The sequence below is a fragment of the Proteus sp. FZP2095 genome (assembly GCF_023701425.1).
GTDB lineage: Bacteria > Pseudomonadota > Gammaproteobacteria > Enterobacterales > Enterobacteriaceae > Proteus > Proteus cibarius.
Map to the genome: position 1 here is coordinate 41,945 of NZ_JAMQBJ010000005.1, position 17,174 is coordinate 59,118.

14 protein-coding genes are annotated in these 17,174 nt (G+C 38.5%); 5 read left to right on the plus strand and 9 right to left on the minus strand.

Going from position 1 to position 17,174, the window contains the following annotated elements; genetic code table 11:
* Positions 1-55: 55 nt before the first annotated feature.
* The 5 genes from NBG71_RS16115 to rbsK all read right to left on the minus strand — a co-directional run bounded on the left by NBG71_RS16115 (position 56) and on the right by rbsK (position 5,198).
* Positions 56-844 carry a sulfite exporter TauE/SafE family protein gene (locus NBG71_RS16115; RefSeq protein WP_075672255.1) on the minus strand — a complete coding sequence of 263 codons (789 nt, stop codon included), beginning with the start codon at positions 842-844 and terminating at the stop codon, positions 56-58.
* Positions 844-1,695 (minus strand): MurR/RpiR family transcriptional regulator, encoded by an 852-nt coding sequence (locus NBG71_RS16120; RefSeq protein WP_075672253.1) that lies wholly within the window; start codon positions 1,693-1,695, stop codon positions 844-846. The genes NBG71_RS16115 and NBG71_RS16120 overlap by 1 nt, the downstream gene beginning before the upstream one ends.
* Before the next feature lie 24 nt (positions 1,696-1,719).
* A complete protein-coding gene (locus tag NBG71_RS16125) occupies positions 1,720-3,084 on the minus strand; it encodes a PTS transporter subunit EIIC (protein WP_250917017.1) in 1,365 nt (454 codons plus the stop codon).
* A 39-nt stretch (positions 3,085-3,123) separates the two neighbouring features.
* Positions 3,124-4,038, minus strand: coding sequence for an N-acetylmuramic acid 6-phosphate etherase (murQ, locus tag NBG71_RS16130; protein WP_075672249.1), 915 nt, complete (start codon positions 4,036-4,038; stop codon positions 3,124-3,126).
* Between the two features lie 239 nt (positions 4,039-4,277).
* Positions 4,278-5,198 (minus strand): ribokinase, encoded by a 921-nt coding sequence (gene rbsK / locus NBG71_RS16135; protein ID WP_075672247.1) that lies wholly within the window; start codon positions 5,196-5,198, stop codon positions 4,278-4,280.
* 179 nt (positions 5,199-5,377) lie between these two features.
* Between rbsK and deoC the strand changes: the two genes are divergently transcribed.
* The 4 genes from deoC (at position 5,378) to prfH (ending at position 8,937) form a co-directional block, all read left to right on the plus strand.
* Positions 5,378-6,046: a deoxyribose-phosphate aldolase gene (gene deoC, locus NBG71_RS16140; protein WP_075672244.1), complete on the plus strand. Its 669-nt coding sequence runs from the start codon at positions 5,378-5,380 to the stop codon at positions 6,044-6,046.
* Between the two features lie 55 nt (positions 6,047-6,101).
* Positions 6,102-6,878 carry a DeoR family transcriptional regulator gene (locus NBG71_RS16145; protein ID WP_109419202.1) on the plus strand — a complete coding sequence of 259 codons (777 nt, stop codon included), beginning with the start codon at positions 6,102-6,104 and terminating at the stop codon, positions 6,876-6,878.
* Between the two features lie 311 nt (positions 6,879-7,189).
* Entirely contained in the window at positions 7,190-8,326 is a 1,137-nt protein-coding gene (locus NBG71_RS16150) for an RNA ligase RtcB family protein (protein ID WP_250917018.1), read from the plus strand.
* The gene (gene prfH, locus NBG71_RS16155) at positions 8,326-8,937 is read left to right on the plus strand and encodes a peptide chain release factor H (protein WP_250917019.1); all 612 of its coding nucleotides are present in this window, start codon (positions 8,326-8,328) and stop codon (positions 8,935-8,937) included. The genes NBG71_RS16150 and prfH overlap by 1 nt, the downstream gene beginning before the upstream one ends.
* 221 nt (positions 8,938-9,158) lie before the next feature.
* On the opposite strand, the gene NBG71_RS16160 is transcribed toward prfH, so the two are convergent.
* The 4 genes from NBG71_RS16160 to dpaL form a co-directional block, all read right to left on the minus strand.
* The gene (locus NBG71_RS16160) at positions 9,159-10,433 is read right to left on the minus strand and encodes an MFS transporter (RefSeq protein WP_075672236.1); all 1,275 of its coding nucleotides are present in this window, start codon (positions 10,431-10,433) and stop codon (positions 9,159-9,161) included.
* 95 nt (positions 10,434-10,528) lie between these two features.
* A complete protein-coding gene (locus tag NBG71_RS16165) occupies positions 10,529-12,115 on the minus strand; it encodes an N-acyl-D-amino-acid deacylase family protein (RefSeq protein WP_250917020.1) in 1,587 nt (528 codons plus the stop codon).
* Positions 12,116-12,187: 72 nt separating this feature from the next.
* Positions 12,188-13,372: a YgeY family selenium metabolism-linked hydrolase gene (locus tag NBG71_RS16170; RefSeq protein ID WP_075672232.1), complete on the minus strand. Its 1,185-nt coding sequence runs from the start codon at positions 13,370-13,372 to the stop codon at positions 12,188-12,190.
* Positions 13,373-13,402: 30 nt separating this feature from the next.
* Positions 13,403-14,620 carry a diaminopropionate ammonia-lyase gene (gene dpaL, locus NBG71_RS16175; RefSeq protein ID WP_075672230.1) on the minus strand — a complete coding sequence of 406 codons (1,218 nt, stop codon included), beginning with the start codon at positions 14,618-14,620 and terminating at the stop codon, positions 13,403-13,405.
* A 364-nt stretch (positions 14,621-14,984) separates the two neighbouring features.
* On the opposite strand from dpaL, the gene NBG71_RS16180 reads away from it, so the two are divergent.
* Positions 14,985-16,781, plus strand: coding sequence for a sigma-54 interaction domain-containing protein (locus NBG71_RS16180; protein WP_099660260.1), 1,797 nt, complete (start codon positions 14,985-14,987; stop codon positions 16,779-16,781).
* Positions 16,782-17,174 lie beyond the last annotated feature (393 nt).

The window sequence follows — 17,174 nt, forward strand, 5'->3', positions numbered from 1 at the left end:
TTTGGCTATTATTTAAATACACTTTAATAATTAACATTAATGACACATTTTAATACTAGAATAATTTAGCTAACATCATCACGGCACTACAAATAATTAAGATCAAAGTTGCATACTGAAACACCCTGTCAGGCATTCTGATTAATAACCACTTAGACAGCGGAATAGAGATCAACGAGCCTAAAAATAACAACAGTGCCAAATGAATATCTGTATGCCCATCTTGCATATAGGCGAGTGCTGAAGATCCCGATAACAATGTTGTGGTAAATATAGAAGTACCAATAGCTTGTTTTATAGAGAGATTTGCATAACGTAGCAATAACGGTAATACAACCACACCACCACCCACTCCTGTTGCACCTAAAACAACACCTGCTGCAATTGCAGGAAGTAATAGTGCTTTTATATTTAAAGGCGCTAACGCTGTATTTTCAACGACAACCGGAGGTAATGAGAAAAACATTCTCTGCACAAAGAGAAATAGAGAAAAAACAATAGCACTGACGACGAGTGCATTAATTCCCCATTCAACTTGTTGCTGATACTGCTCTAACGAACCTAAATAATTAACTAAAACACTGGCCCCAAAGGTACTTGGTAGCATTATTCCTAATACAATCATCGCCCTTTTAAAGGGAATATTTCCAAGGCGAAAATGCATATAAGACGAAGTGACTTTCATCAACATGGATAATAAATTAGCTGTTGCCACTGCCATTAACGCATTCATGCCAAAGAAATAGGTCAATACAGGTAAAACAATAACACCACCACCGACCCCCGTCGTACTTATAACTAAACCAATAGCCGCACCCACCGCTAATGTAGTGATAAGTAACATTATTGATTTCCTTGCATAACAGCTTCTCGCCCTTTTAATAAGGCTTTTTCTGCTGACTCATTCGCCAGTGTCATATATTTAAAAAATAGCACATCAAAAGCCACCATTTGTAAAACTTGTGGCGTGATCACCCCTAATTGAGAGTGCTGTTCGTCATAAAAATAAGGCAACGTATAATCAGATAAACGCGTTGCTTCATCTTGCCCAAAGCGCGTTAATGCCACCGTTAAGCAGCCCTCATCTTTTGCTGATTTCAGCATTCGATTAATATCTGCCGTATTTCCTCTTGCCGTGACAGCAATAGCAACATCATCAGCAGATAAATTAGCGGAATAAGCCAGTTGAGCATGAAGATCAGGGCTAAATAACGTGTTTTTATTTACACGAATTAATTTATGAAAAATATCACTCGCCACAACCGATGATGCACCAATACCAAACAATACAATACGTTTTGCTGATACCATTTTCTCAGCTAACACATCAATGGTATTGGGATCTAACAAAGCCAACGAATCTGAAATAGCGCTGGTAAACAAATGTCCTGTTTTGGAAATAATTAATTCTGTCGAATCTGTTTTCGCAAGATTGCCATAAAGAATATCGCCACTGCTTTTTTGTTGCTTTTCTTCTGAAAGGTAATCAATTTTAAATTCAGGATAACCGCGATATCCCATTTGACGAGAGAAACGGATAACAGAAGCACTACTTACACCTGCTTTAAGTGCCAGATCAGCGGCATTCATACTGGCAATATTCTCACTATTCTCTAATAAATAATGAGCAATACGTTGTTCTGTGCCTTTGCCTTGTATTAGCAAACTTTCAAGCTTTTTGGTCAGTGTCGACATTCTGTTATCCTTTTTATTTCTGACTTATTTCTCTGGATCTGTAAATCCCATTAGCATACTGGCAATAAAACCGACAATCCATGCACCTAATACTGCGATCAGGAATTTAATAATTTGCCCATCACCAACTAACGGAATTAATGATAACCCAGCAGTACCAAATGGAATAATGATCCCGACTTGGAAATAGGCCATTAATGCACCACCAGCAGCGCCACCAATACATCCCGCGACAAACGGTTTTCCTAATGGAAGAGAAACACCAAATAATAAAGGCTCACCGACACCAAAAATACCAACAGGTAATGCACCCATTAATGTTTTCTTTAAACGTTGATTTTTAGTGCGTAAGTAAACCCAAAAACAAGAGCCTACTTGCCCCATTCCACCCATAGCTAAAATAGGGAATAGGTAATTTAAACCAAACGTATTTAAGATTTCGGTATGGATTGGAATTAAACCTTGATGCAAGCCAGTTAATAACAAGAATAAGAAACTACCTCCTAATGCGGCTCCCGTTACAACTGCGCCACCACCTTGATTTAAAAGTGATAGTGAAACGCCTTGTGCTAATAACTGATTAAGATAATGACCAATTGGTTGGAATATCATAATCGCTACCAGTGAAGAGACTAAAATAGTCACAAACGGTGTTAAGATAAGATCGAGACTCTCTTTAACAATACTACGGAACCATAATTCTAATTTTGAAGAGAACACGACCACCATTAATACCGCAAAAATACCACCACTGTTTGGCTGTAATTTTTCACCAAATAAGGTGATATCAGCAAGCCCCGGCATGGCTAATAATCCAGCCATTACTGCACCAATCGAGGTTGATGCTCCCAACTCTTTAGCTGTATTTATCCCAATCATAATAGAGAGATAGGCAAATACCGTATTACCAATTAATTTGAATAATTTAAATAGCTCAGGGAATTGCTCAACTAAGCCCGGTGCGACTAAACGGATAATATTAATTAGCCCCATAATCAAACCGCAACCAATTAAAGCAGGAATTGTCGGAACAAAAATAGCCGCTAATGTATTTAGCATTCGGCGAATGGAGAAACCTTTTTTCACTGGTGTTGACGCAGGCTCATCTTCACTACTTACAGAGCTATTTTGCATACGCTTATTCATAATGGAATAAACTTTTGCCGCAGTTCCCATTCCTACAATCACTTGATGTTGTTCGCCATTAAATACAACACCTTTAACGCCTTCAACTTGTTTTAAAGCATCCGCATCAAATAGCGAGCTATCTTTTAAAATCAATCGAATACGGGTCATACAATGTGTTAGGGTTGCCACATTTTGAAACCCACCAGCGTGTTTTTCTATTTCTATTGCTAACGTGTCGAGATGTTCTATTTTATTAGCCATATATGTGCCTGCTAAAGTTCAGAGTGTTTACTCATATTGTTATTCGTTAAATAGTGCAAGTTGCTGTTGGAGCGAGTGATAAGAATATTGCTGTGTAATTTGATCGACTTTCTCCACACTCAAGTGAAGTTCGTACATTAAAATAGCTTTTCTAGGATGATAATTAACCATTTGTAACAGTGTTCTGGCTCTTTCATTTGAAATTCCACAAACTTCGCTGACAATACCTTCAGCACGACGTTGTAATTTCTCATTACTCGCTATCACATCCACCATCAGGTTTTTATGCACTTTTCCAAGCTTAGTCATTACGCTGGTGCTTAACATACCCAAAATCATTTTTTGAGCTGTGCCACTTTTCATTCTTGTGGAGCCTGTTAACACCTCTGCGCCCACATCTGGTGCAATAGATAAGTCAGCAATGTCACTCATCATACTTTTGCCACGAGTGGTAATGGAAACGGTCAACGCTTTTAGCTTTTTACCATACTGCAAAGCCGCGACAGTAAAGGGGGTACGACCGCTTGCAGCAATGCCAATAACCACATCTTTATCACCGACATGACGACGTTGAAGTTCTTCAATTGCTGCTTCTTGGCTATCCTCAATATTTTCGACTGCTTTTAGCATTGCATCATGACCGCCTGCAATAATCGCCTGAACTAATGTAGGAGATACACCAAAAGTAGGAGGACATTCCGCACTGTCTAATACCGCCAATCGGCCACTTGTTCCTGCGCCGACATAAAAAATACGCCCACCTTTTTGCAAACGTTCGGTAATTTTTTCTACTACTTTAGCGATAGCCGGTAATTCTTTTTTAACGGCATTGGCAACAGTCATATCTGCACTATTGATAAGCGTGACCAACTCTAAAGCGCTTAATTCAGAAAACTGTGCTGTTTCTTGATTGCTTTCATTTTTAAGACATTCGCTCAATGCATCTTCTTTCATCACAACAACCTCAATGAAACCAAATTTCAATTTAAATTACATTCAATGAAATTGTATTTCAATCATATTTGTCATGATGGTGTGAAATGAATCACATAATACGAGATCTTTTTTTGTAGAGAAAAATTTAATAGCAATCAAAAATATAATTTAATTTATTGATTTAAAATAAATTCTCTCAATCATCTTACGAGTTAGATAACTGAGAGAATAGAAAGGAGTGATTATGAAAAAGGATATTACTTTGCCTGTGACAAAAACTGCCCAAATTCTTCAATACTTGGATAAGAAGATTGCGTGCCTTTTCCCGCAACACTTAAACCTGAAAACATCACCGCTTTATTTAATGCTTCTTCAATATTATTGGTGTGAACATAATAATGAGAGAAACAACCAATAAAGGCATCGCCCGCTCCACTGGTATCTATTGCATCAACTTCGATGGCAGGAATGTACTTCTCAATTTTGCCATTCATCCATAATGCCCCTTTCTCACCTAATGTAACGATGACATTCTTAAAACCCTTGTGTAGCAAAGAACAAGCGGCTTCGCGAATTTCATCCATTGTGGTGATTGGCATACCCGTCAAAATTTCCAGCTCTGTTTCATTCGGAACAAAAAAGTCACAACGGGCAGCAATAGTAAGGTCTAATGCTTTTGAAGCGGGTGCTGGATTAAATAACACAGGAATATGGTGTTTATTACCAAACTCAATAGCGTGATAAACCGTTTCAAGTGGGATTTCTAATTGCAGGACAATTATTTTGCATTTTTTCAAACTATCTGTGGCTCTATCAATGTCTTCTGGTGACAAATGTTGATTAGCCCCTTTAACAATTAAAATGCTATTTGATGATTGGGAAGTCACAAAAATAGGTGCAACACCACTTGTTGTACCGGGCACTTTTTCAACATAGCGTGTATTAATGCCATAAGATCCTAAATTCATGATGGTGTTATCCGCGAAAATATCATCGCCAACCTTTGTTAACATCATCACTTTCGAATTTAATTTAGCAGCAGCAACCGCTTGATTTGCTCCTTTACCACCACAACCAATCTTAAATGCCGGCGCCTCAAGGGTTTCCCCTTCTTTTGGCATCCTATCTATATAGGTGATCAAATCCACCATATTTGAACCAATCACTGCGATATCCATAGCGCCTCTTACTCTTATGTGAAATTTATAAATGTTAAAATAGTGACATTTTGATAGATATATAACAGTATCATGTTATTTAAATATCATTTGTGATTGTTATCTCGTTAAAACCGCACTAATATGTTGCCAAACTAACATGAGTGATAAATAACAATCTTCTTATTAAGGAATATACAATGCGCCCATTAGCTAATTATATCGATCATACCCTTCTTGCTGCAGATACAACTGAAGCACAAATCAAGAAATTGTGTGCTGAAGCAGCTGAACATGGTTTTTTCTCTGTTTGTATTAACACTTCTTACATCCCTTTAGCAAGAACTTGCCTTAAAGGAAGTGATGTAAAAGTATGTTGTGTTATCGACTTCCCATTTGGTGCTGGTTTAACAGCAACAAAAGCGTTTGAAGCGGCTGAAGCTATTCGTCAAGGCGCACAAGAAGTCGATATGGTTATCAATATCGGTATGTTAAAAAGTGGTCGTTTAGACTTCGTAAAACAAGATATTGAAGCAGTAAAAGCAGCTTGTGGTAATACAACTCTGAAAGTTATTTTAGAAACTTGCTTATTAACTGACGACGAAGTACGTTTAGTTTGTGAAATGTGTCGTGAGATCCGCGTTGATTTTGTGAAAACATCAACAGGATACAGTACAATGGGCGCCACAGAACATCATGTTGCATTAATGCGTAAAACAGTGGGTGATGAAGTGGGCGTGAAAGCATCAGGTGGTGTTCGCGATCGTCAAACAGCATTAAACATGATCAAAGCAGGTGCAACACGTATCGGTGCTAGCGCAAGTGTCGCTATCGCAACAGATTCAGATGCACCTGAATCAAACTACTAATTATTTAGCGTATATTTTCTTGGAGTACGCTATTCGATAACACAAGGATCCTTCGGTGATAGAGACCAAACAGCATGAACGTTTGCGCCGCCTCAGTGAATGTATTAAACGCTCAGGTCGCATACATCTTAAAGACGCCGCGAGGATCCTTGAAGTTTCTGAAATGACAATTAGGCGCGACCTGAGTTCTGACACCGAAAACCCTTTTCCGATGTCATTATTAGGTGGTTATGTTGTTGCATTAGCCCAGCCTCATTCAGGATTAATTTCAACATCCTCTGATATTATTACGCCAGATCAAACCGAAGAACTTCATATTCCTAATCTTGCCGCAGGTATGGTCTCTGATGGCGATGTTCTTTTTTTCGATAATGGACAACTTATTCCTACACTGATTGAACTTATTCCCGATAACCTGCATTTCACCGGAATTTGTTATTCTCATCGCGTATTTTGGGCATTAAGCCAGAAAAAAAATGCCACTGTATTACTTTGTGGAGGTGAATATCGTCCTAAAAGTGATTCTTTCTACAATCCTACTCAACCTTCTTATCTCGATAACATTAATCCTAAGAAAGCCTTTATTTCAGCTGAAGGTGTTCATCTCGATTTTGGCGTTACCTGTTATAACATCGACGATCTTTATATGAAGAAAAAAGCGATGGATAAATCTATTCGTAAGATCTTACTCACCAAATATCACTATTTTGATGAAACAGCGACAGGCAATATGGGCGATTTAGCTCAGTTTGATGTTGTGATCACAGATAGAAAATTAACGGATGATTACGAAGATTATTGCCGAAAAAGCTCAGTAAAAATAATTTATTAATTCAAAATAAAGTGCTAACTAAAATAGATAATAAAGAAAATTTAGCCTTAAATTAAATAAATTACATTTATTCTCTTTTATAAAAATAAAGAAAATTCACGCCACTTTTGATTGCCAAGGCAAAAAAAAGTGGTTACTATGCCCGCGATTTATTATTTCTCACCCATTTTAATTAACGCAAGGAGGTATCCCATGACAACTACAAATATGAATACTCTTTGCGGACAACCTCAGAAGTAATCCTTTTTTCCTTCTTTTTGCTGTCCGCCAATCAATTTATTTTTTATCCTTTACATTATATGGATTGGTATATGGACAAGTGTGTTCATTATTTATCTGATAGCGTTTGTTATATCGCATCTGATAATACTTGGATTGAAAGCAAAGCAATCCAACAATTAGAAACAACGGCTCAACTTCCTGATATGGCTTATGTGGCAGGTATGCCAGACCTACATCCAGGTCGCGGTTATCCTATTGGTGCAGCCTTTTTTTCTGTTAATCATTTTTACCCTGCTTTAGTCGGAAATGATATTGGCTGTGGTATGACACTCTTTCAAACTGAATTTAAAAACAGCAAACTTAACTTAGATAAAGCAGAAAAACAGTTGAGTGAAATGAGTGATATCGCACCTTCAGAATGGCTAGAAGCACATCTACCGACTGAAATGCAAAACCACCCTTTTGCTGGATCTTTAGGCTCTATTGGTGGTGGTAATCACTTTGCTGAATTCCAACAAATTGATCAAGTGATCAATGAAACCCTTTTCGCTGAAAGTGGTATCAATAAAAAACAGTTATTGCTACTTGTTCACAGCGGATCGAGAGGTTTAGGACAATCTATCTTACGTGCCCATACAGAACAGTTTGGTCATAAAGGACTGGTTGCTAACACCGAAGATGCAAATGAATATTTGCAAGCTCACAATAATGCACTTGATTATGCAAAGATTAATCGTCGCCTTATTGGTGAAAGAATGATGCGCCAAATTCGTACTCAAGGTGAAGTTATTTCTGATGTAAATCATAATCTTGTAGAGCCTTGTGAGTTATATGGTCAACAAGGCTGGTTACATCGAAAAGGTGCAACACCGGCACATCACGATATGGTCGTTATTCCGGGTTCACGCGGTGATCACAGTTATATTGTTAAGCCTATTGTGTCTGAATTAAGTCTTCATTCATTACCGCATGGTGCAGGCAGAAAATGGATGCGTACCGAGTGTAAAGGCCGTTTATCACACCGTTTTACACCCTTACAACTTTCACGAACTACATTAGGTAGCCGTATTATTTGTGCCAATAAACAGCTGATTTATGAAGAGGCACCACAATCTTATAAATCAATTGAGACTGTGATTGAAAGTATGGTGAACATTGGATTAATCGAAGTTATTGCACGTTTAAAACCGGTGATCACCTATAAAACAAGTGGGGAGATGGCGTAATGTTATTACAATTCACCTCCGCACAAGGCCCTGAAGAGTGTTGTTTAGCCGTTGAAAAAGCCTTAAATTACTTTTTGAAATCAACGATAAAACAGCAAGTGAAGGTTACTGTTCTTGAAAAAGAACCTTCACGTCATGGCTTAAAATCTGCGTTAGTGTCTCTTGAAGGTAGTGATGCACAAGCTATCGCACAACAGTGGGCAGGTTCAGTGCAATGGCAGTGTGCAAGCACATTACGACCACGACATAAGCGTAAAAACTGGTTTATTGGTGTTGCTTGTTTTGAACAACCTGATGAAATTAATGACAAAGAAATTGTCTTTGAAACCATGCGTTCCAATGGCCCCGGAGGCCAGCATGTTAACAAAACAGAATCTGCGGTCAGAGCAACACATATTGCCACTGGTATTAGTATAAAAGTGCAATCAGAGCGTAGTCAGCATGCTAATAAAAAACTCGCTAAACAACTTATTGCATGGCATTTAGAGGCTTATATGATGAAGCAACACGCCTCATTAAATAGCCAACGCCATATTGCTCATCACCGAGTTATTCGTGGCGATGCCACACTCTGTTTTAGTGGTAATGACTTTGTTCTGATAAACAAATAATGTCATTAATCTAGCAAAAGCAAAGCCACGATTTTTAATCGTGGCTTTTTTAAGACAAAAATATCCTGCAATAAGATTTTTTAAATTAAAAAATCAATAAAGCGTATAATGAGTTTTAATAAATAAATCTTACAGTTAATACATTTATTTTATTAAATTAATCTTACTTGTTTTAATAACATCATACTTATTAAAATATAAACGTTATTAATACTGATTAATTAAACGGATGCTGGTGTATTTTTCATTTTAACGGTGAACGTCACAACAGCAGAAGCAACTAATGCAATTATCATAAACATAAATGCACTGTCATAACTGCCACCACTGGCTTTAATTAAGAAGCCCATAACCGGTGCGGAAACAACACCCGCCATTTGACCACCGAAGTTAACAATTCCTGAAGCACGGCCCATGATTTTATTCGGGATAGTATCCATTAAAATACCCCAGAACATCGCCATGGCGAAGAACATAAATAATGCTGAAATACACTGATATACAACAGCCATATCAGCACTTTCAACGGTATATGTCATATATAAGAAGCCTGCAGCAATCACTGCGGTAATCATATATAACCATTTACGCTGTGATTTACATTTATCAGAAACATAACCCCCTAATAATGTACCACCAGCACCAAATAAGAATGGAATAGCCGCCATTACCCCGGTTTTAGCCAAAGAGAATTCACGAACAGTAATTAAATAACTTGGCAACCATGTTGAAAATCCCCAGAAGGTAATATCAAACAGAAACCAAATCGCTGCCATTTGCCACAACACTGGCATCTTTAAAACGTCTTTAAAAGGTACCGCTTCAACAGGTTTATCCGTTAATGTACCGTCTGCTGCTAATTCATCGAGATCTTGCTGAGTAATACTTGGGTGATCTTTTGGATTATCACGAGTGAAGAAGTAAATACCAGCAGCAATTAATAAACCGGGAATACCTAAAACAATAAACACCATATGCCAGCCAAAAGCACCGATAATACTCGCTGCAACAATGACAGCTAATGCTGGCCCTAAGGTATTTACTGTTGATTGAATTGCCGTTGCACGACCACGCTCTTTAGATGGGAAATACGTTGAGATCATTTTCCAAGAAGCAGAGGGAAAACAGCCTTCACCAATACCAAATAAGAATCGCACGGCAAGCATTAACGGTAATGTAAACACCATACCCGTTAAGCTAGTGAATACTGACCACCATGCAATACCGATCGCCATGATTTTACGCGCGCCAAAGCGGTCAGCTAAGAAACCACCGGGTATTTGGAATGCCGCATAACCGACAAAGAACGCACTGATAATTAAGCCTTGTTGGGTGGTATCAAGATTAAGATCACGTCCAATAAAGGGTAATGAAACACTCATTACCATTCTATCTAAGAATGAAAGTAACCAGGCTAACCAAATTAAGGATAAAACGGTGTAACGAGCTTTCCATGTTTTCTTCTGTTGAAGATTTGGAATAATATTTGAACTCATTTTCCTGTTCCTCAGGTAAGGGGAAACCATCACGGTTGAAGAACAACCGTGATAAACAGAGATAAGATTTAATGTTTAAGAGCGCTATTGTAAGGTTATGCTCTTAAAACATGACCGCTACAGGCGTAACTTTCGATCCCATTAATTAATGCGATACGTCCATTGACCATCACCAAGTCGATCCCTTCTGGGTATTGGTTTGGTTCAACAAATGTGCCTTTATCAATAATGGTTTCAGGATCAAACATCACAATATCTGCGGCATATCCCTCTTTAATTAAGCCTCTGTCGGTTAATCGAAGGACTTCTGCAGGTTTACCTGTCATTTTGCGGATAGCTTGTTCCCAAGTGAGGCATTTTTCTTCTCTGACGTACTTCCCTAAAACACGTGGGAATGCACCGAATACACGGGGATGAGGCTTACCGGCCCCCATTAGCCCATCAGTACATACGTTTTGTTCAGGACGACATAAGAATTTGATAACGTGTTCTTCTGTACCGTAAAAATCCACCATTCCTACCGCATTTTCTTCTTCATATAGCAGATCGAAAGTTGCGTTATACGGATCTTTACCTCTCAATTTACCTAGCTCTACAAGGCTAAGGCCAACGGCATCTTGGTTTTTTTCTGTTTTAGAACTAGTGACATAAATATTTTCTAACCCTGCGAAATCAATAAAGTTATCCCAACCTGGAATACCTTTTTCAATATCTTCAATCATCTTTTTACGCAGTTCAGGAGAAGCTAAGCGCTCTAATAATTTTTCTGTACCTCCTGCGTGAACCCAAGGCGGTAAGATCACCCCGAGCATAGTACTACCTGCCACATACGGGTATTGGTCAAAAGAGATACGAATGCCCTCTTTTTGTGCTTGCTCTAACATACCGAGCATTTCATCGATTAATCCCCAGTTTTTCTTACCACAAACTTTCATATGGGAAATATGCAACCAAACACCGGATGCTTTAGCGATATCAATAATCTCTTGAGTTGATTGAATAATATCGTCAGCTTCACTGCGTTGGTGAACGACAAAAATACCATTGTGTTTTGCTGTCACCTTACAAAGTTCGATCATTTCTGCAGTATCACCAAAGGCACAAGGCATATAAATCAATCCTGTTGATAAACCAAATGCCCCCGCTTTTAATTCACGCTCTAAGATCTCACACATCTTGGCGACATCTTCGCGAGTAGAAGGATTACCTTCTAATCCCATCGCTTCCATTCGGATGTTGCCATGCGGAACAAGGTAAGCCAGATTGGTTGCAGAGCCTCTCGCTTCCAACATCCCTAAGTAACCTTCGGTATTTTTAAAATGCCAATCAATACTGTCAGAATCACCATCTAAACCCGCAATATTCTTGCGCCATGCAGAAATATATTGTTCTGGTAATGGTGCTAACGCGACACCATCTTGCCCTAACAATTCAGTGGTGATCCCTTGGCGGATTTTGGCGGATAAAGCAGGATTAAGCAGAGCAGACAAATCAGAGTGAGTATGTGTATCTATAAAACCGGGACAAACTATTTTCCCTGTTGCATCAATAATCTGATCATTTGTTTTTGCATCAAACTGGCCGATTTTTATTATTTTTCCTTCATTAACCACAACATCAGCTTGATATGCACTTGCCCCTGTTCCATCAATAACAGTGGCGTTTTTAAATATTGTTTTCATTCTGTTATTTCTCCAAAGAGCATCTGACTGTTTTGTCAGATACTCTTCTAGTAAGGATTTATTTCGTAAGAATTAAAGGTGGTAAAGGCTATTCATAATGCTGTAGTAACCGCTCGCAGCACCTGTTAGCTGTTCAATTTCGATATATTCATCAATGGTGTGTGCCAAGTTTTCGCGAGATGGGCCAAAACCAATGGTTTTAATACCCGCTTCACCTGCATAGTGGCTACCGTTAGTACAGAAAGAGTATTGTGTGACGGTAGGGCTAAAGCCCGATTCATGGAGCCCTTTTAAAACACTTTGTACATAAGGATCGCTCTCTTCTAATACCCAACCAGGGAAGAAACGTTCACCTTCAATAGTGGCTCCGGTGTAACATTTTTCAGTACCGTAGGCATAAGAGACTTTAGCTTTAAAATCAGCATCTTGAGAAGCGAGTTCATCAATCGCTTTTTGTAATGGTGCAAGCACTTGCTCTTTAGTTTCACCCACTAATAAACGGCGATCGTAAGTGGCACGACAATACTCAGGTACTACCGAAGCACCCGGATAAGGTGATGATTTAATATCCGTTAGTTCTAAGATCCCTTTTCCTAATACAGGATGAACCGATGGCGTTAAGGTTCTGATCTTCTCGATCAGTTTTGCCATTTTATAAACAGAGTTGATCCCTGCATCTGGATTAGCGGAGTGAGCGGGTTTACCAAAAGTTTCAACAACAATTTCAGCACGACCACGTTGCCCAATTTTGAGGTTTAATTCGGAGGCTTCACCAATCACCACATAGTCTGGTTTATAGCGCTCAGAAACGAGTCTTGCGGCAACACCTTCAAAACACTCTTCATGCACAATACAAGAGACATAAATGCGGCCAGCAAAGTTGCGCTGATTATCTTGGCCATAAAAACCTATCGCCGAAATCATGGCAGCGACAGCACCTTTCATATCACTGGTGCCACGGCCATAAATCTTACCGTCTTTTATTTCTGCACCATAAGGCTTTTCTTTCCAGTCACGCTCACTAACCGGTACGGTGTCGATATGACCATCAAAAACAAGAGTTTTCCCTGGGTGTTGACCTATAATTCCGCCAATGATATTGCCGTATTTATCAATATGAATATCGTCAAAATCATAGTTTTTCATCATCTCTTCTATGACCTTAACAACGTTACCTTCTTCACCTGAATAGCTTTTTTGTTGGATTAATAATTGGCAATTCTTAATAACTTCATCAAATCGGTTTGCTGATAACATACTGTTCACTCCAAAAGACTTATTTGTTTTTTAAAATTGTTTGAAGCTAGGCAACTCACCATCCCACACGATATCGCGATAACGTTCAGGATCAGTGTCACCTTCAGTGCTTATCACAAGCACTCTTGCATTTTCATCTAATCCCAGCGCTTCTTTCGCGCTCTGATAAACAGGTGATTGCATCAAAATAGAGAGCAAGCCTGTTGTCACTGCGCCAGATTCACCAGAAATGATGTGCGGATCACCAGGTAAAGGGTTCCCTAAAATCCGCATTCCCCTAGTCGCGACGGCATCAGGGCAAGAGAAAAATGCCGCTGAATAATCGCGTAATAAATTCCAACCAATACTATTCGCCTCACCACAAGCAAGCCCTGCCATCACCGTTTGTAGATCCCCACCAACAGGAGTAGCATCCGCTTTTCCTGATACTGCAGATTGATATAAGCAGTCGGCAATACGCGCTTCAGCCACAATCACTTTCGGTGCTTGTTTTCCATAAGCCGCGGTTACCATGCCTTGCACCATACCCGCAAAAGAGCCCACACCGGCTTGCACAAAAATATGCGTCGGAGGGACTTCATGTAATTGCGCGAGAGATTCCAGCATTAAAGTGCCGTAGCCTTGCATGATCCAAAGTGGGATCTCTTCATAACCATCCCATGCAGTATCTTGAACCACTATCCAGCCATATTTTTCAGCCATTTCAGCCGTCATTCTCACTGCATCGTCATAGTTCATATCAACGATTTCAGCGACGGCGCCTTCACGTAAAATGGCATCCAAACGTTCTTGTGATGATCCTTTTGGCATATAGACCACTGCTTTTTGCTTTAACTGTCTTGCCATCCAAGCAACACCGCGTCCATGATTCCCGTCAGTGGTTGTCGCAAAAGTTACGCCATTTAACTTTTTCCTGATCTCATCACTGATCATTACCTCATAAGGTAATTCACTTATGTCCATTTCGAGGAAATCAGCAATATGGCGTGCCATCGCATAAGCACCACCTAACGCTTTAAACGCTTTTAAACCAAAACGGAAAGACTCGTCTTTGAGATATAACTCACCAACCCCTAAGGTTTTGGCTAACTGGGGTAAATGAAATAACGGTGTAGGTGCGTATCCTGGAATAGTTCTGTGAAAATCTAACGCTTTGACTAACTCTTCATAACGAAAAGGGGCAAGCTCAGCGGTTGGTTTTCGCGTAAATGAACTTTGGTTAATCAGGTACTGCAATTGCTCCTGCATGGAATTACCTCTTAATCACACTTTAAAATTCGCGATAACCCAATATCGCGATTAATCGGAATACATAGGGTTATCCCCTATATCGCAATATGTATGCCAACTTACTCAAAAAGCATCGAATAAAAATATAACCATTTGATTTTAAATATTTTTATTGTTTTAACGATTAAGAGATGAAATTAATGATGCAGAAAAGCTGTGATCTAGGCGGTTTTATTTAAGTGATAAATTATCAATAATAATAAACTGTGTGAGCTTTATACAAAAATCACATAACAAACTAATAAATAACAACTAAATTTAACACCCTAAACAGGTGATGATAATTTATTATCAATATTGATAATTTTAAGGTGAGAATGTGATGCACTCATTACTCAGTACCCTACAAGATGAAATCAGCAAGTACACTGACGCCATTGCCGGTATCACTGGTACCGATGTTGAAATTATTGATAACAACTTAATTCGTATTGCTGGTACAGGTCGTTATCGCTATATGCTCAATCAAGACGTCTCCAGTAATGGGCATATTTATCGCCATGTGCTACAGGTTCAAAAAACCATTCTGATTGAAGATCCAAAAGAGAACGATCTCTGCCAACTCTGTCAAAATCGCTTAACTTGTACCGAAGAGCTTGATCTAAACGCGCCAATTTTCCTTAATAATCAAGTTATTGGTGTTATTGGTATTATCTGTTCTAACCGAGAACAAAAAAAATTCCTGATGAAACAAAAGCAGGCTTTTATTACCTTTATAGAACAATTTTCAGAGATGATCTCAAGCCGTGTTTTTGAATGCCTTGAAAGGCTTAGAGAGCAAGAACGATTTGGCACTTTCCGTAACTTGATTGATGTAATGGATAGAGGTGTTATTGCGATCGATAGCCAAGGCAAAATTTGGCACGCCAATCTTTCTGCTTTACGTTTTTTTGATTGTGAATTGATTGGTCAATCTCTTGATATCCAGATGACAGGCGATATTCTTTATGGCGATGAAGAAGCATGGCTGGTATTAAACCAACAACGCTATCATGTTCTGTGTAAAAAAATCACATTTTCATCGGTTGATAATGACCAACTCAGCATGGTTATATTTCATGATGCTCGTGATTATATGACACAAGTAAATACCCTCTCTGTTGATGAAAATCCCCACTCCCCTTTAATTGGCAACTCACAAAATATGCTTCAATTAAAAAGCATGTTAAGTAAAGTCGCCGTTAGCCACGCCAGCGTACTTATCACCGGAGAAAGCGGTTCAGGTAAAGAAGTGGTTGCTTACACTATTCACCAACAAAGCCTACGCACAAAACAACCTTTTATTACCATTAACTGTGCAGCTATCCCAGAACAACTACTGGAAAGTGAGCTCTTTGGTTATGTACGTGGTGCATTTAGTGGCGCTGATCCTAAAGGGCGTATTGGTAAATTTGAATTAGCGCATGGTGGAAGCCTATTCCTAGATGAAATTGGGGATATGCCTTTGCATTTACAAGCCAAGCTTTTACGCGTACTTCAAGAAAAAAGTATTACTCGTGTTGGCTCTAATAATATGATCAATATTGATGTGAGGATCATTGCCGCCACCAATAAAGATCTGCGTGAAATGGTAAATAAAGGACAATTTCGTGAAGATCTGTTTTATCGTCTGAATGTTGTTCCGATCCACACTCCCGCATTACGTGATCATCGGGAAGACATTGCAGAGCTTGCACAATTTTTTGCTGACAATTTAGCATTAACCTATCAGCGACCTGCAGCGAAGATCCCCAATTCTATTATTAACTACTTATATTCCTATGATTGGCCCGGCAATATCAGAGAGCTACGCAATGTGATTGAGTATATGTATGTTATGCAAGGCGATACCGTTGATTTAAACCTCAGTCACCTTCCTCCTTATTTGCTAGAACCTCCTCATTCTGATCCTTTAGAAAAAGAAAAAGCCAGTGGTATCTATACAGAAGCTAAAACAGACAATAAAACTCAACCATTAAACACACAAGAGCTTCTCAAAACTCAAAGTCTGACATCAGAATATCAAACTATTATGAACGTGTTAGATAAAACAGGAATAACATTAGAAGGAAAGAAAAAAGCTGCTGAAATTTTAGGAATAAGCATTGCGACTTTATATAGAAAAATGAAAGCTCAATAAAATTGCATTTAATATGGGGGTTTTCATATTTAAGACACCCAATATGAAAGTTAAATAAAAAAACAGACAAAGAAAGTTATAATAATAATTATTCCTACTAATACTGTTTACATTATTATTAGGAACTCTTCTTTTAATGACTACTTTTTATAAAGAATTGTCATCCTGATAATTTAATATTAATGCTATTTGTAACTAAATATATTTTCCATAAAGTAAATTTAAACTATCCCCTCTGATCCTCATTCTCTCTCAAAAACATAATCCAATGAAAAATAACATAAAAAAAATTATATTTTATTATCTTGTTAATGATTTTCATCTATTACATAAGAGAATTTTGTAACACTGTGCATGAGACAGAACTAAATAAACTACATAGAATCCGCTTAT

What these genes read in the sequence shown, in the direction of transcription:
- prfH (WP_250917019.1), top strand. Translation starts at nt 8,326, where the DNA reads ATGTTATTACAATTCACCTCCGCACAAGGCCCTGAAGAGTGTTGTTTA.
- NBG71_RS16170 (WP_075672232.1), bottom strand. Translation starts at nt 13,372, where the DNA reads ATGTTATCAGCAAACCGATTTGATGAAGTTATTAAGAATTGCCAATTA.
- dpaL (WP_075672230.1), bottom strand. Translation starts at nt 14,620, where the DNA reads ATGCAGGAGCAATTGCAGTACCTGATTAACCAAAGTTCATTTACGCGA.
- NBG71_RS16160 (WP_075672236.1), bottom strand. Translation starts at nt 10,433, where the DNA reads ATGAGTTCAAATATTATTCCAAATCTTCAACAGAAGAAAACATGGAAA.
- deoC (WP_075672244.1), top strand. Translation starts at nt 5,378, where the DNA reads ATGCGCCCATTAGCTAATTATATCGATCATACCCTTCTTGCTGCAGAT.
- NBG71_RS16165 (WP_250917020.1), bottom strand. Translation starts at nt 12,115, where the DNA reads ATGAAAACAATATTTAAAAACGCCACTGTTATTGATGGAACAGGGGCA.
- NBG71_RS16115 (WP_075672255.1), bottom strand. Translation starts at nt 844, where the DNA reads ATGTTACTTATCACTACATTAGCGGTGGGTGCGGCTATTGGTTTAGTT.
- rbsK (WP_075672247.1), bottom strand. Translation starts at nt 5,198, where the DNA reads ATGGATATCGCAGTGATTGGTTCAAATATGGTGGATTTGATCACCTAT.
- NBG71_RS16120 (WP_075672253.1), bottom strand. Translation starts at nt 1,695, where the DNA reads ATGTCGACACTGACCAAAAAGCTTGAAAGTTTGCTAATACAAGGCAAA.
- NBG71_RS16180 (WP_099660260.1), top strand. Translation starts at nt 14,985, where the DNA reads ATGCACTCATTACTCAGTACCCTACAAGATGAAATCAGCAAGTACACT.
- NBG71_RS16150 (WP_250917018.1), top strand. Translation starts at nt 7,190, where the DNA reads ATGGACAAGTGTGTTCATTATTTATCTGATAGCGTTTGTTATATCGCA.
- murQ (WP_075672249.1), bottom strand. Translation starts at nt 4,038, where the DNA reads ATGAAAGAAGATGCATTGAGCGAATGTCTTAAAAATGAAAGCAATCAA.
- NBG71_RS16125 (WP_250917017.1), bottom strand. Translation starts at nt 3,084, where the DNA reads ATGGCTAATAAAATAGAACATCTCGACACGTTAGCAATAGAAATAGAA.